The 21,487-nt window shown below is 39.9% G+C and carries 19 protein-coding genes and 1 other annotated feature; of the genes, 5 read left to right on the top strand and 14 right to left on the bottom strand.

Annotated elements, in window-relative coordinates; translation table 11 throughout:
• Positions 1-19: 19 nt before the first annotated feature.
• On the bottom strand, positions 20-1,396 hold the full coding sequence (locus SJY16_RS06525; RefSeq protein WP_377888293.1) for a hypothetical protein: 1,377 nt from the start codon (positions 1,394-1,396) through the stop codon (positions 20-22).
• 143 nt (positions 1,397-1,539) lie between these two features.
• Between SJY16_RS06525 and SJY16_RS06520 the strand changes: the two genes are divergently transcribed.
• Genes SJY16_RS06520 through SJY16_RS06510 form a run of 3 tightly spaced genes read left to right on the top strand, consistent with a single transcriptional unit; the run spans position 1,540 to position 4,226 of the window.
• Positions 1,540-1,986, top strand: coding sequence for a type IV pilus modification PilV family protein (locus tag SJY16_RS06520; protein WP_377888292.1), 447 nt, complete (start codon positions 1,540-1,542; stop codon positions 1,984-1,986).
• Complete coding sequence (locus tag SJY16_RS06515; RefSeq protein WP_377888291.1) at positions 1,967-2,458, top strand: PulJ/GspJ family protein; 492 nt, start codon at positions 1,967-1,969, stop codon at positions 2,456-2,458. The genes SJY16_RS06520 and SJY16_RS06515 overlap by 20 nt, the downstream gene beginning before the upstream one ends.
• A complete protein-coding gene (locus SJY16_RS06510) occupies positions 2,448-4,226 on the top strand; it encodes a hypothetical protein (protein ID WP_377888290.1) in 1,779 nt (592 codons plus the stop codon). The genes SJY16_RS06515 and SJY16_RS06510 overlap by 11 nt, the downstream gene beginning before the upstream one ends.
• Before the next feature lie 41 nt (positions 4,227-4,267).
• Here the strand turns inward: SJY16_RS06510 and SJY16_RS06505 are convergent, their stop codons facing one another.
• The 3 genes from SJY16_RS06505 to SJY16_RS06495 all read right to left on the bottom strand — a co-directional run bounded on the left by SJY16_RS06505 (position 4,268) and on the right by SJY16_RS06495 (position 10,089).
• On the bottom strand, positions 4,268-5,977 hold the full coding sequence (locus SJY16_RS06505) for a sensor domain-containing diguanylate cyclase (RefSeq protein WP_377888289.1): 1,710 nt from the start codon (positions 5,975-5,977) through the stop codon (positions 4,268-4,270).
• Positions 5,978-6,086: 109 nt separating this feature from the next.
• Positions 6,087-7,388, bottom strand: a complete 1,302-nt coding sequence (locus tag SJY16_RS06500) for a bifunctional folylpolyglutamate synthase/dihydrofolate synthase (protein ID WP_377892090.1) — start codon at positions 7,386-7,388, stop codon at positions 6,087-6,089.
• A gap of 58 nt (positions 7,389-7,446) precedes the next feature.
• Positions 7,447-10,089, bottom strand: a complete 2,643-nt coding sequence (locus SJY16_RS06495) for a valine--tRNA ligase (protein ID WP_377888288.1) — start codon at positions 10,087-10,089, stop codon at positions 7,447-7,449.
• Between the two features lie 63 nt (positions 10,090-10,152).
• Positions 10,153-10,378 (bottom strand) — a binding site (T-box leader).
• Between the two features lie 158 nt (positions 10,379-10,536).
• Between SJY16_RS06495 and SJY16_RS06490 the strand changes: the two genes are divergently transcribed.
• The gene (locus SJY16_RS06490) at positions 10,537-10,737 is read left to right on the top strand and encodes a hypothetical protein (protein ID WP_377888287.1); all 201 of its coding nucleotides are present in this window, start codon (positions 10,537-10,539) and stop codon (positions 10,735-10,737) included.
• Here SJY16_RS06490 and SJY16_RS06485 read toward each other — a convergent pair.
• The 9 genes from SJY16_RS06485 to hemA all read right to left on the bottom strand — a co-directional run bounded on the left by SJY16_RS06485 (position 10,734) and on the right by hemA (position 19,980).
• Positions 10,734-11,708, bottom strand: coding sequence for a phosphotransferase (locus SJY16_RS06485; protein ID WP_377888286.1), 975 nt, complete (start codon positions 11,706-11,708; stop codon positions 10,734-10,736). The genes SJY16_RS06490 and SJY16_RS06485 overlap by 4 nt on opposite strands.
• On the bottom strand, positions 11,701-12,561 hold the full coding sequence (locus tag SJY16_RS06480) for a hypothetical protein (protein ID WP_377888285.1): 861 nt from the start codon (positions 12,559-12,561) through the stop codon (positions 11,701-11,703). The genes SJY16_RS06485 and SJY16_RS06480 overlap by 8 nt, the downstream gene beginning before the upstream one ends.
• Before the next feature lie 24 nt (positions 12,562-12,585).
• Entirely contained in the window at positions 12,586-13,608 is a 1,023-nt protein-coding gene (gene spoVID / locus SJY16_RS06475) for a stage VI sporulation protein D (RefSeq protein ID WP_377888284.1), read from the bottom strand.
• A gap of 150 nt (positions 13,609-13,758) precedes the next feature.
• On the bottom strand, positions 13,759-15,045 hold the full coding sequence (gene hemL / locus SJY16_RS06470; RefSeq protein WP_377888283.1) for a glutamate-1-semialdehyde 2,1-aminomutase: 1,287 nt from the start codon (positions 15,043-15,045) through the stop codon (positions 13,759-13,761).
• Positions 15,046-15,066: 21 nt separating this feature from the next.
• Positions 15,067-16,044: a porphobilinogen synthase gene (gene hemB / locus SJY16_RS06465; protein WP_377888282.1), complete on the bottom strand. Its 978-nt coding sequence runs from the start codon at positions 16,042-16,044 to the stop codon at positions 15,067-15,069.
• 11 nt (positions 16,045-16,055) lie between these two features.
• Positions 16,056-16,802 (bottom strand): uroporphyrinogen-III synthase, encoded by a 747-nt coding sequence (locus SJY16_RS06460; protein WP_377888281.1) that lies wholly within the window; start codon positions 16,800-16,802, stop codon positions 16,056-16,058.
• Positions 16,799-17,728: a hydroxymethylbilane synthase gene (gene hemC / locus SJY16_RS06455; RefSeq protein WP_377888280.1), complete on the bottom strand. Its 930-nt coding sequence runs from the start codon at positions 17,726-17,728 to the stop codon at positions 16,799-16,801. Before hemC ends, SJY16_RS06460 begins: the two co-directional genes overlap by 4 nt.
• A gap of 33 nt (positions 17,729-17,761) precedes the next feature.
• Entirely contained in the window at positions 17,762-18,589 is an 828-nt protein-coding gene (gene ccsA, locus SJY16_RS06450) for a cytochrome c biogenesis protein CcsA (RefSeq protein ID WP_377888279.1), read from the bottom strand.
• A 17-nt stretch (positions 18,590-18,606) separates the two neighbouring features.
• The gene (gene hemA, locus SJY16_RS06445; RefSeq protein ID WP_377888278.1) at positions 18,607-19,980 is read right to left on the bottom strand and encodes a glutamyl-tRNA reductase; all 1,374 of its coding nucleotides are present in this window, start codon (positions 19,978-19,980) and stop codon (positions 18,607-18,609) included.
• Between the two features lie 239 nt (positions 19,981-20,219).
• On the opposite strand from hemA, the gene SJY16_RS06440 reads away from it, so the two are divergent.
• Positions 20,220-20,696: a LiaI-LiaF-like domain-containing protein gene (locus tag SJY16_RS06440; protein WP_377888277.1), complete on the top strand. Its 477-nt coding sequence runs from the start codon at positions 20,220-20,222 to the stop codon at positions 20,694-20,696.
• Between the two features lie 38 nt (positions 20,697-20,734).
• On the opposite strand, the gene SJY16_RS06435 is transcribed toward SJY16_RS06440, so the two are convergent.
• Positions 20,735-21,475, bottom strand: coding sequence for an amino acid ABC transporter ATP-binding protein (locus SJY16_RS06435; protein WP_377888276.1), 741 nt, complete (start codon positions 21,473-21,475; stop codon positions 20,735-20,737).
• Positions 21,476-21,487: the final 12 nt, after the last annotated feature.

The following is a 21,487-nucleotide window of genomic DNA, read 5'->3' as shown; positions in this document are numbered from 1 at the left end:
TCATCACACACCTGTTTCATCATTTTTGTTTGTATAGCGACTTTAAGTAGTGAATTTCTTCAAGTAACACGGGATACTCACACCGTTCTTCCATTTCATTTAGTAGTTTGTTGAGTTTCGACCATTCTTTTTGTACAATAAGAAAATCTCTGTATTCTGCTGCGACAGCAAAATAACGATCATCCGTTAAGTGAGAATTGAGCAGTTGCTCGGTAACATTGAGATACGCGGATATATTTCCACTATTCTTTAAGTAACTCGCTTGTTCACGTAATAAATCGACCATTTCATAAGCAATCTGTTCAGAAGGGTCCTCTACTACTTCATTACTTATTAATTCATCATCTGAATCGTTCTCATCAGAATCATCTTTCAGATCTTCTGTATAAAGTAAACTTTCATCACCTTCATAGGTTTCAACTGCTATTCCTTCATCTTGCTCATCAATTTCTTCTTCAACCTCGTCGAACGAGTCACGATTTAATTGAGATTCAAAGTCATTGCTTCGAGAAAATTGGAGGTCTTCCTCTTCATCAGCCTCTCTACCACTTTCTAAATCTTCATCTAACGTGTCTTCATCTTCAGTATCTGAGGAGCCAGAAGCTTCTTCAGCAAGATCATCGACGGTCACTTCTTCTTCACTTTCCTCGAATTGACTAGAAGACTCGTCATCTTCTAAGACAGACTCAAGGCGAAGAGAGAAATCGATCCCAACTTCATCAGTTTCTTCCGCGGATTCGTTTGGGGTGTCACCCACCTGATTTTCCTCTTCTACACTTTCACTAGACGCTGTTTCATGTTCTTCCGCTTCTACCGCTTCATAGCCTTCTACGTATTCTTCATCGTCAGCATCTTTATTTAGCTCAAGATCTTCTCGAGCGTGATCTTCTATTTGATCTAATTTAATTAAAGATTCGTTATCTTCCTCAGAAACCTCAAACTCAAAGTCATCTCCAATCGCTTGACTGAGATTCTCATCGTCACCAGAATCTTCGGTATTATCAAAATTTATTTCTTCTAAATAAAGGTCCTCATTCTGTTCATCGACAACTTCTGTCGGACTGTTTACTCGTTCGTCCTCATGATCAAGGTTTTTTACATCTGCTACTTCTAATCGATTATAGTAATCTTCCAAAAGTTCCTTGTTTCCGTCTGAGGAAAACAGCAAGTGATTCGCTTTTTTCCAAATACCATACATGACGACCATCGCAACAAGAAGCACTAATACTAAGGCGATCGGAAGGGGATAAATAGATTTAAATACGAGTAGTAGTAAGCTTAACAGTAATCCCATCCCTGCAACGACGTAACTCTGTATCCGCGTGAGACCGAGCGGTGTAACCATTAATAGTAATAAAAGCAAGCCTCCACCAACTAACGCCAGCATATAACCCACTAGCTTGCCACCTCCTAAATAAAAATATTATCAAATTCTAACAATAAAAAGAAATTTATGTAGTTTATTGTATAATAGTATTGAGGAATTGGAAACATTACTCTGATTAATTAATCATTTCTTTTATTGGGGGTTTTTGGAAATTGAACAAAAGCGAAAACGGATTTACGTTAATAGAAGTTCTTGTTTCGCTTACACTATTAACTTCTATCGTACTTGTAGCCTCTTCTTTTTTTACACAATCAAATACCATATCCTCTTACAACAATCAAAAGCTTGTAGCTGTTAATCTTGCACGTGCAACACTCGAAAGGATCCAACTAGCACCAGAAAGCTATATTACAGATGGACTTAACGGTGGACCTTACACATATCAAAACTGTAAAAACAGCCCTAAAACAGATTGTGAGAACTATCAAATCAAAATCAATAATCATGAGTATCGTATTGATGTTACTGTTTCACAAGATTTAAATGAACAAGAAATAGAATTAGTTGATGTTCGCGTTGACGTTACTTTACCTAACAAGAAACCAACGATAGAAACTTCAGTAGAAGGGTTCGTTAAACATGCTGCACTATCACCATAATAATAATAAAGGCCTAACGCTGCCAGAGGTCTTAGTTACATTGGTTCTTGTCTCGATTGTGTCCTTAGCGATTTATGCTTTTTTATTTAATGGGCTTCATTCCTATCAAAAGATTAGTACTGAAGCTGATTTCCGTGATGAAGCTGATATCGTCATGACATCGTTCATCAATACGCTTTATCCTGTGAAAGAAAAAGAAATAACTTCTAGAGACTTTGACTCCTCCACAAATACTTATCTACTTACAATCAACGATTCCACCACGATTGGATTTAAAAATGGAAATGCTTTATTGAATGGGAACGTTTTAAATGGTTCTTCATTTGACCTCACTGGCTCTACGATCAAAGAACCTTCGTCTGGAAATTTCGAAATAAGCATTACCATCAAAGATAAAACGATCGACCATGCAAATCCTTTAACACTCGTTAGCGAAATTGGACTTATTACGGAGGGCGAAGATGGACCATAAACAATTAACTGATGAACGTGGCTCAAGTCTTGTGCTAGTTTTACTCGTTACATTGATTTTCACAGTTCTCGGTCTATCCCTACTAAGTGCGACAGTTAACGGAACAAAACGCACGGAAATACGTGAAGACGATGTACAAGCTACATACGTAGCTGAAAAAGGGGTCGATGAACTTGTTCAATCGATACAAGCTGACCTGAGAGAAGGGCTCGGATCTAGCGGACTCCAGAAAAGTGATTTTACTAGATTGATCGATCGTACGGTAAATGATTATAAGGACCCTACCTTATTAAGTCACGATACCGGAGAATCCGCAGCTAGAATTACAAATGTGAGTACTACTTCAAACGCATTACGACGACTCATTGAGGTCGAAAGTATCGGTACAGTTAACAACGAAGTCAAAACTGTCACAAAAACATTGGAGATTGGACCGGATTCGTTTCCGGAAGTACTTAAGTATGCGATCGGAGCTTATCAGCTTTGTCCAAGAGACCCTAGCTGTGATGTAAAAGGAGAAGGAAATCTATTCCTGCACGGAGCGGTAGATATTACTGGAGACTTACTCGTCGATGGTGACCTTGTCACTACGGATCAAGGTGTTGCTATCTATGGCACTAAAGATTATTGGATCGATACCTTTCTACCTACGATTAAGAGCGTGGCAGGCCCTCCCAAAAAAGCAAAAATGGTTTTAGGTGGCTCAATTTATAACTTCACAAATGAACCACAATACAAAACCCACATCAAAAAAATGAACTTTAATGATAGCAAGTATTTAAAAGTTTCAGCTAGCGATGCATTTTTAGGAGACGATTACCCTCTTATAGAACAACGAGAGCCTGTAAGGGATCCGATCGACATAAATGAACGGGAAAGTACATTTAAATATAACTTACAAGACACTTTCATTAATGGAGAAGCGATCAATCAAAAACCTTATTCTGAATCGAATACTTATAACAAGACAGCTTTTATTAGCAACCAGAGTTTCCCTAATACAAATATATATCCATACTATAGCTCTAATAGGACGAAAAAAGAATTCCAATACATCTATCTTTCTAATAACAATACTTTTAAACGTTTTAGTACAGTAGGGAATCTATATTTGTCAGGGGATACATCTTCCTTTAGTTTAACTTCAGTTAAGAATGGTGCATACATTGGTGAGAACTTAACAATTGGTAACTACGAAGCTACTAGAGGTGAAAATAAGCATAAATTAAAAGTCAGCGGAACCTATTTTGTAGAAGAAAATTTATACATCGAAAATGCCGAGGTAGAATTCAATGCCATCATTTATGTTAAAGGCGATGTGAATATCCAATACTCTACCTTAAAAGCATTAAAAGAAAACGGCAAGGATGGCTCTCTCATTGTTTTCGCAGAAGGAGATATTCATATAAGCAATAACTCCGTGTTTGAAGATACGCCAAGTTATATTCGTGGGTTCTTCTATTCAGAAGGTGAATTTGAAATGTATGGTGTTGGTTCAAATGTTCACATTGATGGAGGGATATCAGCAAGGAGGATTGTATTGAATGCGATTAAAGGAAAGTCTCGAGATTCTTATCCATTCAGTTGGCAATATAAAAGATACGGAAATGATTACTACCAACTTCCTATTTACCAACAAAACGAACCATCCAGACTTCAAATCTCATATAACCCCGATATCATCAAAACCTATTCCGACTTAAAAACGGAGGAACCTTACATCAAAGTTGTAAATGAACCGGTGCCAATCGATCGTTCTAAAGACTGACAAACGAAAAGCCCGCAGCTTTGTAAAGCTGCGGGCTTTCTCTATCCTACATAGCTAGCAACACGATTTCGTCCTCGTTGTTTCGCACCTGTGTACATCGCTCGGTCTGCGTTCCGGACTAACGTCTGACCATCCTCACCTTGATCAGGAGCTGAAGCGACACCAATACTCGCAGTAATATAGATCACTTGGCGATTACCATTTTCCAAGTCATTAAAAATCTCAAAAGGTTGATCTGCGATAGTAAACCTCAGTTCTTCAGCTATCTGAACACTGTGTTCAGGTGAAGCATCATCGAGAAGAATGATGAATTCCTCTCCACCAAATCGAGCTACAGTCCCTTTGTTTCCAATTTCTTCTACAAGTCGATTTGCCAGACCACATAGTACCTCGTTCCCACTATGATGACCAAACGTATCGTTCACTTTCTTAAAATGATCGATATCTAACAGGATAATCGAAAATGGTCTTTTATTTTCTTCATATGCTAAATACCTTTCGTCAAGTAACTCTTCAAAGAAACGGTAATTATATAAATTTGTTAATGGACATGTTTCACTTCTTCGCTTCGTTTCTTCGTAATTCTTTGCATTATCGATAGCCACTGCTAGATAGTTCGCTAGAATTTGCAGTACAAGAATATGCTGTTTCTCATATGATCGAACTTTGTTAGAAGTAAGCGTGATGATGCCTACAACTTTTTTATTGCGCTTCATCGGTACTGATATAATAGAGTTTGCTGAAAGCGGAAGTACACCAGTAGATAAACTTTTCCACTGAGAACGTTTGCTATACAAACGACTGCGCCCACTGCGCCAAACGATTGAGCTAATTCCTTCTTGAGTAGGACTTTCTCCAGGTCCAGCTATCACGCCAAATCCACGTTCATATGTTTTGATTAGTGAAAGTCTTCTCACATTTTCTGCATCCATGACGTAGGCGTGATCCACTTCAAACATGTCAGTAATTTTTTCAAGGAACAAGTTTATAATGTCATCTGTATTTAGTTGCTGTGTGATTTGCTGACCAATTTCACTAGTTTTATGTAGGAGGTCATTCACTTTACGGGTGGAGTAATACAGCCTTAGCATGAGAGAAACTAGTATGAACGGTACACCTACAAATAGGATGGCAATTGCTCCGAGATAAGTATGAAGCATATAGAGCAAGAAACCTACCGGGAGCGTAACAGCTGTTGTGATCGCTTCCCAAAGCATATCTTTTCCGAAGAAAGTAGTATCAGTTTCTTTGTATATATAAACTTTTAGAATATGAAGCAAAATCTGATTAACAAAGATTAAAGAAAACGTGTATGCTAATGCAGGTAAGAGCTGGAACATTGCATTGCCTGAGAATTCTCCAACTGTCCCACCAAGGACATAGAACAATCCTCCTGAAATAAGAGAAATCATCATAAACATGAGCATATTGACAGGGTATCGATGATTTTCCTTTTTGGTGATACGCAGATTAAGCAAAAAGACTAGAATAGATAGTTGAGTTAAAATCATTTCTACAAATAGACCATATCTCAGAAATACCGTAAGTGATATCCCTTGAATAAAGAAGATATCGATACCTTTTACATTAATCGGCATCATGGAGACCACTGCTAGGAGCGCAAACAATGCTAAAATATCTAACACGTTTCCTGTTAAATCAGGGGGAAAGAAGGTATATGTTGCAAAAATAAGTATGGGCCAAAAGACTAACCAAATGAGCCAAACCTTAATATTCATGCTTGCATTCAATTTCTTCCCCCTTCCATCTTCCGTCCTTTTGAAGAATAATTTTCCATTTCTTCAATTTGTTTAAGTTTATAATAGCAAAAAATGAAGGAAAAGTCCTAGTATTTTGTATTTATTTCAAAGTTTTTAGATAACTTCTAACTTCAGCAATAAAGTAAAGAGAGCCCGTTATTAAAACAAGGTCCTTGTCATCTGCTTTATTCATAACAGTTTCTACCGCTGTCATCCAGTTTTCTTCAAAAGCTTTCTCTGAAAACGAGCACCTTTCATATAGCTCATTTGCACGAACAGCTCTAGGAAATTCGAACGTCGTAAACGTCATGCTAGATACTATAGGATAGAGAGGCTCTAGCATAGATTCAATATCTTTGTCGCCAACAGCACTAAAAACAGTGTAGATCGAACTGTCCGGATAACGTGTTTTGATTGTTTCTGCCAGACTAGTAATTCCTTCAGGGTTATGTGCCCCATCAATAATAACATCAGGATTTTCAAGTATTCGTTCGAATCTACCAGGCCAAGATGCGTGTAACAACCCACGTTTGATCATGTCTTCCTCAATATGCAGGCCATAAAACACTCTTAAATATTCCATCGCCATTAGGGCGGCTGATGCATTTTTCACCTGATGGAGCCCCTTCATTTCAATGCTTATATTCTCTATTGTTCGATAAGGAGAGTGAAACGTGAAGTTCTCGCTATCCTTAGTCGATGTTAAATCGCTTACCCTAAACTCTTCGTTTAGCTTATAGCTTTTTGTATTATTCTTTTTTGTCGTCTCGATTAGCCTGTTTCGAACAAGCTCTTCCTCTGCAGTCGTGATAAGAGGCACACCCGATTTAATAATACCCGCTTTTTCGAAGGTGATTTCTTCAAGATCATTTCCGAGAATATGCATATGATCGAATCCAACGTTCGTAATGATCGATACTAACGGATGAATGACGTTCGTCGAATCCAAACGACCACCTAGTCCAACTTCTAGCAACACAATATCAGGGAACGCAACTTTACCAAAATAGACGAAACAAATGAGTGTGATCACTTCAAATTCTGTTGGAGAACCTAGAGAAGTCTTCGATGCTTCTTGTACGACTGGATAAACACGATTGCATACTTCAACCAAATCACTTTCTGGTATAGGTGTTCCGTTCAATGCGATCCGTTCTGTAAACGTTTCGATGTAAGGAGAAGTGAAGGTTCCTACTTCATATCCTGATTCCTGCAATATGTGTCTCATGTAGGTTACAGTAGAGCCTTTTCCATTCGTACCGCCAACATGAACAAACTTCAGCCGTCTTTCAGGATGATCTAATCGTTCAAGCATCCACTCCATTCGTTCTAGTCCAGGCTTGATTCCGTGATTTAATAAGCTATGAATCCAACTTACAGCTTCTTCATATGTATTGAACACCCTTACATCACCTTTCTTCAAAAGAAGGCGAATCCCCTTTTGGAGATTCGCCACAGCTTTATTTTTTCAATTCGTTAATACGAGCTTCAACATTGTTTCTTCGCTCTAAATAATCCTTTTCTTTCGCGCGTTCTTCATCAACAACCTTTTCTGGAGCTTTGCTGATGAACTTCTCATTAGCTAATTTCTTTTGTACTCGCTCTACTTCAGAGTCAAGCTTTTTCCATTCACCTTGAAGGCGTTCGATTTCTTCATCGATATTGATTAATCCTTCAAGTGGTAGGAATAACTCTGCCCCAGAAACGACTGATGTCATCGATTTATCAGGAGCTTGCAAATCAGCAGAAATCGTTAGTGATTCTGGGTTACAGAAACGTTCGATATACTGCTTATTCTGCTCAAGCTGATCCTGCGCTTCAGAAGTCTTTGGTTTGATTTGTAGTTCGATCGGTTTACTTGGCGCCACGTTCATTTCTGCACGGATATTTCGAACAGAGCGAATGATTTCCGTTAGTAGAGCCATATCTGCTGCTGCATCAGGGAAATGCAAGGCATCCTGCTTCTCTGGCCAGCTCGCAACTGTAATCGATTCTCCCTTGTGAGGAAGGTGTTGCCAGATTTCCTCTGTAAGATAAGGCATAAATGGATGTAACATACGCATTGTCTGGTCTAATACATAAGCTAAAACAGATCGCGTTGTCTTCTTTGCCGCTTCATCTTCACCGTATAGTGGAAGTTTCGCCATTTCGATATACCAGTCACATAAATCATCCCAGATAAAGTTGTAGAGGTATCGCCCAACCTCACCAAACTCATAGTTGTTGATAAGGCGTGTTACCTGATCAACCGTATCGTTCAGGCGCGTCAGAATCCATTTGTCAGCCGTGGACTTTTCACCAGTAAGATCGAGCTCATCGTACTCCATGCCATCCATGTTCATAAGGGCAAAACGAGAAGCGTTCCATATCTTATTAGAGAAGTTCCAAGTGGATTCAACCTTTTCCCAATAGAACCTTAGGTCATTTCCTGGTGAAGAACCAGTTGCTAAGAAGTAACGCAGAGAATCAGCTCCATACTTCTCAATAACATCCATCGGATCTACACCATTTCCAAGTGACTTACTCATCTTACGTCCTTCTGAATCTCGTACAAGTCCATGAATGAGAACATCGTTGAATGGACGTTGCTCAGTAAATTCGATACCTTGGAAGATCATTCGAGCTACCCAGAAGTAAATGATATCGTAACCTGTTACGAGTACATTCGTTGGATAAAAGCGTTGGAAGTCAGCTGCGTCTTCATCAGGCCATCCCATTGTAGAGAAAGGCCAAAGCGCTGAGCTAAACCACGTATCAAGAACGTCTTCATCTTGATTCCAGTTCTCGATATCTTCCGGCTCTTCATCCCCTACATAAATTTCACCAGTCTCTTTGTGGTACCATGCCGGGATACGATGTCCCCACCATAGTTGACGTGAAATACACCAGTCACGAATGTTCTCGATCCAATGAAGGTACGTTTTCTCAAATCGTTCAGGGACGAAGTTTACTTTATCTTCGGATTTTTGAAGATCGATTGCTTGTTTTGCTAAAGGTCCCATTTTTACGAACCATTGCGTAGAAAGATACGGTTCTACAACTGCGCCACTACGCTCAGAATGACCTACTGAATGAACATGTTCTTCAATTTCAAAAAGCGTACCTGCTTCTTGAAGATCTTTAACAAGCTGCTTACGGCACTCGAAGCGATCCATCCCTTTATATTTACCTGCGTTGTCATTCATTGAGCCGTCTTCATTCATAACAAGAATTCGCTCAAGGTTATGACGGTTACCAATTTCAAAGTCATTTGGATCATGAGCAGGCGTAATCTTTACTGCACCAGATCCAAACTCCATATCAACATAATCATCGGCTACGATTTCAATCTCACGCCCAACGATTGGAAGAATTGCTTTCTTTCCGATCAGATGCTTATACCGCTCATCTTCAGGGTGAACGGCGATCCCTGTATCTCCAAGCATTGTTTCAGGACGCGTGGTAGCAATCTCGATATGTCCTGAACCGTCAGCTAGCGGGTAACGCATATGGTAAAAGTGACCCGTTACTTCCTGGTGAATGACTTCGATATCAGAGAGAGCTGTTTTCGTTTGAGGATCCCAGTTGATGATATACTCGCCTCTGTAGATGAGGCCTTTTTCATAAAGCTTTACAAATACCTCACGAACAGCGCTTGATAAGCCATTATCAAGTGTAAAGCGCTCTCTGGAGTAATCGAGGGATAGGCCAAGCTTTGCCCACTGACTACGGATGAAATCAGCATATTCTTCTTTCCACTCCCAAGATTTTTCAAGGAATTTCTCTCTTCCTAGATCATAACGAGAAGTACCTTCCTCACGTAGTTTTCCTTCTACTTTTGCCTGAGTGGCAATACCTGCATGGTCCATTCCTGGTAACCACAGAACATCGTATCCTTGCATCCGTTTAAAACGGGAGAGGATATCTTGAAGTGTTGTATCCCATGCATGACCAAGGTGTAGCTTACCTGTAACGTTAGGAGGAGGAATAACAATCGTGTATGGAGTTTTATTCTTATCTCCTGTTGCTTCAAAAAACTTTCCATCTACCCAATACGGGTACCATTTCTGTTCTGTTGCCTGTGGATCATACTTCGTTGGCATCGTTAGCTCTTTATTAGCCATTACTATCCATCCTTTCCAATCAATAAGTCGATAGCAAACAAAAAAACTTCTCCCATCCTTAGTAAAAAGGACGAAAGAAGTTTCGCGGTACCACCTTTATTTACAGCTCCAGAAAAAAGATAGAAGCTGTACGCTTCATTGAATAACGGATTCACCGGCTTCTCCTACTACTATTTCAGAGAAACAGCTCCAGGGCGACTTCAAATGTTACGTTCCTAAGAAATCTCTCAGCAAATGATTTCTCTCTCTGAAGGGTTCACACTTTACTACTCCCTATCGTTGCCTGTCGACTATTTGTATTCATAAGTTTACCTTGTGTATAAAAAACCGTCAAGATACTATTAGCCCTTTTTATTATCATAACCACTTTCTTTTTTACTTAATCACCCAAACTACTGTCCATACATACGCTGATGGTATCGATAGTACTGTGAAGGGGACATATACATGAAAAAACGATTTGGAGGACTCAACCGCTATCAGCTACCGCCATCCTTATATAAATTCAGAGACATACTGGCCCAATTTGTTCCACCATTTATCTTCTTCCAAGTGATCAGAACGATTCTATTTCCAACTTCAGTAGATGTGCTCATTTTAATTATCCTAGTCGCATTAGAAGTGTGTTTCTATTTTGAATGGATTTAAGCTCTCATGTGTTGCAGAGTGGTAGTAATTCCGTTCATCACTTCTATTTTTTTCGTAAAATGACGGACATGCTTCATATGGGACCAATTTCGTTGGTTACTAGTAAAATGCGTCACACTGTTAAACAGCGATTCTGGAAAATATAAATAACTAGCAAGTAAATCCTTTTCCTCTTCATAAAGAGCAAACTGACTTTCGTAGCGAGACATGTTCGAGACTAATATTTCTGGATTATACTGAAACGGAGAAACGGATGCACGAATCAGATACGTAAGATCCCTTACCGGAGAGTCCATGGAAGATCGTTCAAAGTTTATGAAATACCCTCGCTCTCCTCCAGCAATGAAATGTGATGCTGAACACTTCCCATGGCAAAACACCGTTCTGTACCTCTTTGACTCGTTTGTTTGTTCAAACCAGTAATCTAATCGTGACTTTGACAGATCACAATTCTTCATTAGTTGATGGAAATGAGTAGCAAATGTCAGCTCAAATGGGGAAAGATAGATGCGCTTTTCAATTTCGTTAACGTATTTCTCCATTTCAAACTGCCGACTTTCTCTTAAGACAACCATTCTATCATAGAATTGCTTAATCGATTCTTCAGAGAAAGCGTGATCTTTCACTGAGTAGCCGTGTAACTCTGCCAGGCTTTGAATCATTTGTCCTTCTTTTAAAGGAGGGCTTACACTCCCTTCTTCGATCCATGGAGACAAATACATCGCGCGATCTTCCACAACCACAAAAGTATCGCCATACTTTGTTTTGACGATTGGAACAAAACCATTGAATTGCAATTCTTTGAAATAGTTCTCTAAATACAGCATCCAATCCATTCGTTCTCTGGACAACCTAGTATCTTTAAGAGCGAACGTGCCCTGGTTGGTTGTGACCTTCAATACTTTTCCATATTTTTCATAGTTTTCAGGAATCAGATCGTATTGAAATAAAATTGCACCAAGATTATTCATAGGAGAAGGTCCTCCTGGCCGGAATAGAAAGCTTAAGAGCGTCACATAATTCCATCGTAGCTTCCCATTCTTTCTCAAAGCGATAATAGATTTCTTCTTCATCCTCACAGCTATGCATACGATTAATACATTCCTGCCATTCCCATGGAGAGATCAACGCACTCACTACTTGGTCAGCTAATTCTTTAGAGATTGCGTTAAGTAAACTTCCCCAGCATGCTTGAGTGTCCTCTATTCGCTCAAAGCCAAGTGCTCTTCGAATCACTTGGTGAGCGGGCTGAGGAGGAGCGTCACTCAAATCATAGTAGTATTGTCCTTCTACGACTTTCAATTCATTTCCATCATAACAGATAGGCGGCATCTTCTTATGAGGGGTTAACCTCTGTTTTACTTTTGGAATGGTTCTAACTAACAAAGAATAGTATTTCTGATTCTTATCCTTTAAATGGGTTAAGGATTCAATGGATGCTTTATAAGGAAATACGTCTCTATCCTTCTGATTTATATAAGGGAAGTCTTTGGAAACCTCAAGTAAAGAAGCGATTAAAAAACCTTTAAACTCTGGGTCGTCGTCGATGGCTGACGATGAATCGATAACATCATGGATCGTTACAAACGATTGATCGATTTGAACGCATGGTAGACCATCGCGTGTACGAATCATGCGATTACACATGATACCAGATTTAGAAAAAAGACGGTCACGGAAGTTGAGATGATACTCAAGCAAATTCCGATCCCGCCAATAGGTTACTTTTTTGGTTCCAACATTAGTTTCAATTACAAAATTGGTATGATTCCAGTTCAATTCCTCAAATCCGTATTTATGCTGAAGAACAGCTGTAATGTTCATTTGTACTACCCCTTTTCACACCATTTACCGGTTAACGGGGATGTATAAGATCTGGCCTTCACTCACTTCTTCTTCATCAAGTCGATTCACTCTTGCAAGGTGACTCGGCAACACTCTGTACCGCTCCGCAATTTCTGTGAGGGAATCCCCAGGTTGAATAATACACATTTTCATCTTCGAAAAATTCTCTTCATCTTTCGTAAGCATATTGGTTAGATACAAAGCATTTTCTTCGCGAACAGGTTCTCTTTCTTCCACGCCTTCTTCATACTCTTCTTGCTCAACCTCTGCTCCATAGCCGTAAGCTCTCTCAGCACTTTCTTCATTGTGGTTATAGTAACTTGCTTCAGAACTTTGCCCAGCCATTCTAGTCAACAGATCATAATTCGTTTCGTTTTCTACTTCCTCAGGCTTTACATATTCAACATTTTGCTGTGCTGGTTGTGCTCTCATATCAACTTGTGGCGTGCGAATGTTTGAAGGGAACATATCTGGCTCTTCAGCCTCGTTATTTACATATTTCACGTCTGTTTCCCATACTGATTCATCTGAGGATCTTTCCTCTTCCACCATATCATCGTACTCCACTTCTGAATCATTTTCATAAGTTGAATAGCTAGCGTCTCCTTGAATACCACTGATAGAGATATCAGCATTAAGTTGCAAACAGTTTGTTTCACAGAGCGTGTAATCAAAGGTGTCAACAGTAACATAAATATCTTCAAGCTTACGGATCCTACTTGATGGTATTGTAATATCTACTGGGAAACGGTGTCCGATTGTAGCTGTTCCATCCTCACGAGTTTCAACTTCGTGAACGGAGCGATAGACCGAAGAGTCATCTTCCTCATTCTCACTACCATCAGTCTCTCTTTGAAGGTATTCCCCTGATAAATACAAGCATCCTTTAACCGCTACATAATCCTCATATTCTTCAATGGAAATTTCAGGGTCTAGCGAAATTGATAAAACCTCTTCAACTTCCTGTCCTTTCTTCAACCATACCTGCTCCTCAACGGAGAAATGCAAATGTGAATCATTCTGCATGCTTTCTCCTCCTTTCGAACATTATCCATACATTACACGTTTATGAGTAGGATACAGGATTATGTCTAAAACATTGAAAAAGGGTGAGATCTCTTTAATTTTAGAGAGTTTTAAAAAAACCTGCCAGGATAATCCTGACAGGGTTCCAACTTATTTAAGTTTAGAGAATGCTGCTTCTGCAGCTGCAATGGTTTGGTCGATATCTTGATCTGTATGTGCTGTTGAAAGGAAGAGCCCTTCGAACTGTGAAGGAGGGATAGAAACTCCTTGATCAAGCATTTCTTTAAAATACTGTTTAAAGTAATCAAGATTTGATGAAGATGCCGTTTCAAAGTTCACAACGTCCTTATCTGTGAAGAAAAATCCGACCATAGATCCTGCACGGTTAACCGTATGAGGAATGTTGTATTTTTCAGCGGCCTTTGAAAGACCTTCACCCAATCGCTCTGCTTTACGTTCAAACTCTTTATAACTATCTGGAGTTAGCTGTGCAAGCGTTTCATATCCAGCTGTCATGGCAAGAGGGTTCCCACTCAATGTACCAGCTTGATAGATCGGTCCGCTCGGAGCAATCTGAGCCATGATTTCTTTTTTCCCACCATATGCTCCAACAGGCAGACCACCACCGATTACTTTACCAAGACACGTGAGGTCTGGTGTAACGCCGTAATAGCCCTGTGCACAGTTATAACCAACGCGGAAACCAGTCATAACCTCATCAAAGATTAGAACGGTACCGTTTTCCTCTGTAATCGTGCGTAATTCTTCCAGGAATCCAGCATGTGGTGGGACAACCCCCATATTCCCAGCTACAGGTTCAATGATTACTCCTGCAATATCATCACCAAATTCTTTGAAGGCATAGCGTACACTTTCAAGGTCATTGTAAGGAACCGTAATCGTGTTCTTTGCAATTCCTTCAGGTACTCCCGGGCTATCTGGAAGTCCAAGTGTCGCAACACCAGAACCCGCCTTAATTAAAAGGGAATCTCCATGACCATGGTAGCATCCTTCGAATTTAAGAATCTTATTACGCCCTGTATAGCCTCTTGCTAGACGGAGTGCACTCATCGTTGCTTCCGTACCAGAGTTAACCATTCGAACAATCTCAATAGAAGGGACACGCTCAACAACAAGCTCAGCTAGCTTTGTTTCATACGTACTAGGTGCTCCAAAACTAGTGCCTAGCTCCGTTACTTCTTTCAAGCTATTTACTACTTTTTCGTCAGCGTGACCAAGAATGAGTGGGCCATAAGAAAGGACATAATCGATGTACTCATTTTTATCGATATCATAAATCTTCGATCCTTTTCCTTTTTCCATAAAGATCGGATCAAGTCCTACAGATTTAAATGCACGTACAGGACTATTCACCCCTCCTGGCATTACTTTGGATGCTTCCTGAAACGCTTCTTTGGAACGATCATAATTTCCCATAAACGAATCTCCTCTCTATATTTATTTACCTAACCAGCGTGCAGCATCTTTTGCAAAATACGTTATGATCAAGTCTGCTCCCGCACGCTTCATACTCGTTAACTTCTCAAGAACAACTTCTTCTTCATTCAACCATCCATTTTGACTGGCTGCTTTAATCATCGAATATTCCCCACTTACATTATAAGCAACCATCGGAAGCGGGAATCGATCTTTGAGCTCACGGATGATATCAAGGTAGGAAAGAGCTGGTTTCACCATTAAGAAATCAGCACCTTCTTCAACATCACTTTCAGCTTCTCTGATTGCATCCAATCGGTTAGCAGGATCCATTTGATACGTCTTTCGATCTCCGAACTGTGGAGAACTATGAGCCGCGTCTCGGAACGGGCCGTAGAATGCAGAAGAAAACTTCACCGCATAGCTCATGACAGGTACATCTACGAACCCAGCTTCATCGAGTCCTTTTCTAATCGCACCTACGAACCCGTCCATCATATTGGAGGGAGCAATGATATCAGCTCCCGCTTCTGCTTGGGAAATCGCAGTTTTCGTTAAAAGCTCAAGTGATTCATCGTTCAATACATAACCATCTTCGATTACGCCACAGTGTCCATGGTCTGTATATTGGCATAGACATGTGTCCGCGATAACGGTTAGCTCTGGAAACTCTTCTTTAATTTGCTTGATTGCACGTTGAACAATTCCTGTCTCACAATATGCTTCAGATCCAACTGCGTCTTTGTGGTTAGGAACTCCAAACACAATAACGGATTGAATGCCTAGTTCAACTACCTCTTTAATTTCTGCATTCAAATGATCTAAAGAGAAGTGAAACACACCTGGCATCGATGGTACTTCTCTTTTTATATCATTTTCTTCTACTGCAAAAACAGGATAGATCAAGTCTTCTTTATGTAAAAATGTTTCTCTAACCATTGCCCTCATTGAATCGGACCTTCTTAACCTACGATGGCGACGATAATTCTCAGCTTTCATTAGTATCCTCCCTATGCTAGAAAGTAATGCTCAAGACTTTGGAGCAATCCTTCGATTGTATATTCTTTCGGTACTACGTCTGCTTTTAGACCATATGACTGAAGCGTTCTATCCGTAATCGGCCCAATAACCCCGATCGTAATTCCTTGTAAACTCGCTTTCAAATCTTTCACTTTCAGTAGTTCTACGAAATGGTGAACCGTGGATGATGAAGTGAACGTGATAACATCGATCTCCTTGTTACGTATAAGATCTGTTAAAGCTTTCTCAGAACCATACGGAATCACAGTGTCATATATCGTTAAATCCGTGACCGTGAGTCCTAGCTTTCTCAGTTGCTTTGGCAACACTTTTCTACTTAAGTTTCCACGCGGTAACAATATACTTTCCCCTTGTTGCACCGTTTCAGAAAGTGCTGAGACTAATCCTTCCGCAGTATAATTTCGAGGAAGAAGATCAATCGTAACATGATGTTGTTTGAGTGCTTTGGCTGTTTTGCTGCCTACTGCTGCCACTTTTATGTTTGACGGTAGGGTAGCTTCTTGAAAAAAGTACCGCACGCCATTTGAGCTCGTAAAAACCACCCATGCATATTGAGATATATCCACTGTATTCAATGCATGTAAACGCGGTTTAAACGCAATGAGGGGAATTTCTACTGAAACTCCCCCTCGCTTCTCAACTAATCCCGAAAATGTAGCTGCCTGCCCCCGAGCTCTCGTGACTAGTACACGCTTCCCTGAGAGCGGGGAGATCATTGATCGAGTTCTTCTTTCACGCGATCTAATATCTCTTTCGCACCTTGCTCTTTCATTCTATTAGCGAGCGTTACACCAACCTGTTCATAATCAGTGCCCGTTTCCATCTCTTTAATGATAACGGAGCCGTCTGGTTCTCCCACAAGGCCAGTTACGGAAATCGTTCCGTCTTTTAGTATGGCATGGCCGGCGATTGGTACTTGACAACCACCTTCAAGAGTATGGAGATACGCTCTTTCTGCTAATACAGTTTTTGTTGTATGTTCATCATTGAGTTTCTCAAGTAGACCGAGAAGCTCATCATCACTTTCTCTACATTCAATAGAAAGTGCACCTTGACCAACTGCTGGTACACATAGATCCGGATCTAGATATTCAGTAACAATTTCTTTAGACCAGCCCATCCGATGGAGTCCAGCTGCAGCTAAAACAATCGCATCATAATCTTCTTCTTCAAGCTTACGAAGACGCGTATCTATATTTCCACGAATCCATTTGATCTCTACATCTGGTCGAATTGCTTTTAACTGAGCGCCGCGTCTTAAGCTGCTCGTTCCGATGATAGCCCCTTCTGGTAGCTCACGAAACGACTGCTTGGATTGTGAAATAAGCACGTCTCGATAATCTTCACGCTCAGGGATACACCCAATCGTTAGGCCTTCTGGTAAAATGGATGGCATATCTTTCATGCTGTGCACTGCCATATCAATCTCACCTTTGAGCATTGCATCCTCAATTTCCTTTACGAAGAGGCCCTTTCCACCAACCTTAGATAAGGTAACATCGAGGATCTTATCTCCTTTTGTTACGATTTCTTTTATTTCGAAATCCACATCAGGATTGATCTCTTTCAATTTGCTAATCACCCATTTTGTCTGTGTGATTGCTAGCTTACTTCTACGTGATCCAACAATTATTTTCCTCATTGTTTGTCCCCCAAACTTTGGTTGTGTATCTTTTTAGCTATACCAGAAGTGAAACTGTGAAAAAGCCCCAGACAAGAATACGTTGATCAGCACAATTAGAAATGCTGCAACATTCCAAACAGCAAGAGACTTGCCTTCGATATCTCTAGCAACCTTCTGATATAAATACGTGCTGTATGCAATCAGCACAATGAATGAAACGATCACTTTCGTATCCAATAAACTAAATTGGTCTACTTTCAAGATAGCCCATACAATACCCAGGATTAAGCTAAGTAATAGAAGCGGCACACCAAGTACACTACATAAATACGAAAGTTTTTCTAGCTGCGATAAATCACCAAATCGTCTTAGCCTCTTACTCCATTTCTTCCCTTTTAACATTTGATAGAGAATTAAATACATAACGGAGAAAATGAACGAAAGAGAAAAGGCGCCATATGAAATAAATGCCATGGTGATATGAATGACAGATAGCTCAGACATAAGCTGTTCTGTCAACATACTTGAAGCTTGCTCTCTTGTAGCAAATAAGTTAATGGCCATAATGATGAAACCGAGTACATTTGCGAAGAACACAAAGAAGTCAACGCGAAAAAACCAATTTATTAATAAAGATAATGAAACGATCACCCAAGTATAAAAAAATAACCCCTCAAAAGGTGTCAAAATTGGAAAACCGCCCATTGCATTGATTTGTGTAACAAGGAAAGTGGTCTGCAAGACCCATACAATAGAAAGCAACCAGAAGGCAATTTGGTTAGCCTTCCGGTTGTTCTGCAAGAAGTCAATAAAATACCCTAATACGCTAAGTGCGTAAAGAGAAATGGTTAAATCATAAAGCCAGCTGGCGTTCGTCACAACTCATGTCTCCTCTCCTAGGAGCGCACCTGCGATGCTCTTAATAAGGCTGAGTAATCAAAGGTTTCTTGCTTTCTTTTCTCTTCATTTTCTTGTACGCGTTGCTTATGAAGTTCTCTTTCAATTTCTTCTTCGATCGCAAAGATCTTTGTGAATATTTCAAGAGATTCTTCAGCATTGGGTTCTCCAGCCATTTCTTTCACTCGAACGATAGGATCTCTTAAAAGCTGGTTTACGATACTCTTCGTGTGCTTACTTAGAACCTTCTTTTCACGATCGCTTAAATCCGGAAGTTTCCGTTCGATGCTTTTCATCGTTTCAGCCTGGATAGATAACGCTTTTGAACGTAATGCTGAAATCATTGGTACAACGCCGAGAGTGTTCAACCACTCTCTAAATTGAACAAGATCTTCTTCGATCATAAGCTCAATTTTCTCAGCTTCTTTCTTTCTTTCAGCAAGGTTTGACTCAACGATACCTTCAAGGTCATCAATATCGTACAAGAAGACAGAATCCATGCTGTTTAGCGCTGGATCAAGGTCACGTGGAACCGCAATATCCACCATGAACAACGGACGTCCTTTTCGCTTCTTCAATACTGGTTTCACGGTCTCCTCTGTTAATACATAGTTAGAGGATCCGGTTGAGCTGATCAAAATATCTGCTTCAGAAAGCGCTGTATGAATATCATCCATTGAGCGAGCTTGCCCCATGAATTGAGATGCAAGTTCAGATGCTTTCTCGAGTGTACGGTTAACAACAGTTACTTGACTCACTCCGTTACTCTTTAAGTGTTTCCCGGTTAACTCACCCATCTTACCAGCACCAAGGATAACTACATGCTTTTGATCGAGCCCACCAAAGATCTTCTTGGCAAGTTCTACAGCAGCATAGCTAACTGATACTGCATTCTCACCGATTTCTGTTTCAGAATGAGATCGCTTAGCGAGTGTTATAGCTTGTTTGAAAAGCTGATTGAATATTGTTCCCGTAGTAGAGGATTCCTGCGCTAGTAAGAAAGCATCCCTAACCTGTCCAAGAATTTGTGTTTCTCCTACTACAAGAGAATCTAATCCTGACGCAACACGGTATAAATGCTCTGTTGCTGCATCATTTTCTCGAATTTCTAAATAAGGTCTAAATTCATCTTTCTCAATACCGAACCATTCAGATAAGAAAGCTTTAGAATAATATCTCCCTGTATGAAGCTGATCAGCTACTACGTAAAGCTCTGTACGATTACACGTAGATAGAATGACGGCTTCTAGAATACTTTTAGAGTGTCGCAACTTATTTAACGCATCAGGTAATGTATCTTCCTGAAACGAAAGTTTCTCTCGTATTTCAACAGGGGCTGTTTTGTGGTTCAACCCTACGACCAGGATGTGCATCGTTCCACCCCCAAATATTGTTAACCCGGAACATGTTCTTAATACTATCAGTCAATACTATTTTAACATGTGACAAAAATCACAGAGTTTCAAAATGTGAACAGACTTTGAAACAAGATATGATATGATGTAAAAAAGTAATCTAAACGTTATTATAAGTAGTCATACCACTAATAATGTACCAGAAAACACAAAGTTTAGCAAAGAACGTGCAATTTTGACAATAGGAGGATCCTTTCTTGAGACGACAAAGTGTTTTTCCAGGAGTTCTGTTTATTGGAATCGGTCTTTATTATCTTATCCAAACGTTAAGCCTGCCCATTTCGGATCAAATCACAAGCTGGCAGATCATCCTGATTCTTATAGGAGTTGCGATGATCATTCAGGGAGTGATTTCAAAAGAAGGTTCAATGTTATTTCCTGGTGTATTACTAGTAGGACTTGGTGTTCACTTTTACTTCGTTAATAAACTCGCACTATGGCCTAACACATGGGGAATGTACGCTTTGATTCTAAGCCTTGCCTACCTTTCGACCTACTATAAGACAAAGAAATCCGGCTTAATTCCAGGGTTACTGCTTCTAGCTCTATCTATTATCGAGCTATTGTATACTGGATTTCAAATTTGGCTAGCATCGACCTTTTCGTTCATTGGGGAATTCTGGCCAATTGCTTTAATCACTATCGGTGTCTATCTAGTAATCAAAAAAAAGTAAGGAGTCAAGCATGTGCTTGGCTCCTTACTTTTTTTCTATTATAATATCGAACTTAAGAAATCCTGCGTTCTTTGTTCTTTTGGATTATTGAATATGTCAGCGGGTTTTCCTTTTTCAACTATTTTCCCATCATGCATATAAACTACCCTATCTGCCACTTCCCTAGCAAAGCCCATTTCATGCGTGACCACTACCATCGTCATACCTTCTTTCGCAAGCTCCTTCATGGTGGAAAGAACCTCACCAACCAATTCGGGATCTAGTGCAGAAGTCGGTTCATCGAAGAGCATGATTTCAGGCTTCATTGCAAGAGATCTTGCAATCGCCACACGCTGCTTTTGACCTCCAGATAGTTTGTTTGGATACACATCAGCTTTGTCAGCAAGACCTACTTTGGCAAGAAGCTCTCTACCTTCTTTCTCGGCTTGAGCCCTTTTAAGTTTTTTTACCATCATAGGTGCTTCTATTACGTTGTTTAACACAGATTTATGAGGAAATAAATTGAAATGCTGAAATACCATTCCAACCTTTTGTCGAACTTTATTTAAATTATCTTTATTGGGCTCGACCGCTTTGCCTTCGATGATTACTTTTCCGCTATTTTTGATTTCAAGAAAGTTCATACAGCGGAGAAGAGTACTCTTACCAGAACCACTAGCTCCGATAAGAACAACCACATCGCTTTCTTTTACTTCCATATCGATGTCTTTTAGAACATGTAAATCTCCAAAAGACTTGTTTAATTTCTCAACACGAATCATTTCGCCTTTTTCTGCCATTATACTGCACCT

Origin of the sequence: Alkalihalobacillus sp. R86527 (assembly GCF_042466185.1) — a bacterium.
Lineage (GTDB): Bacteria > Bacillota > Bacilli > Bacillales > Guptibacillaceae > Guptibacillus.
The sequence above is the reverse complement of the archived record's forward strand: the minus strand, read 5'-3'. Positions and strand labels throughout refer to the sequence as shown.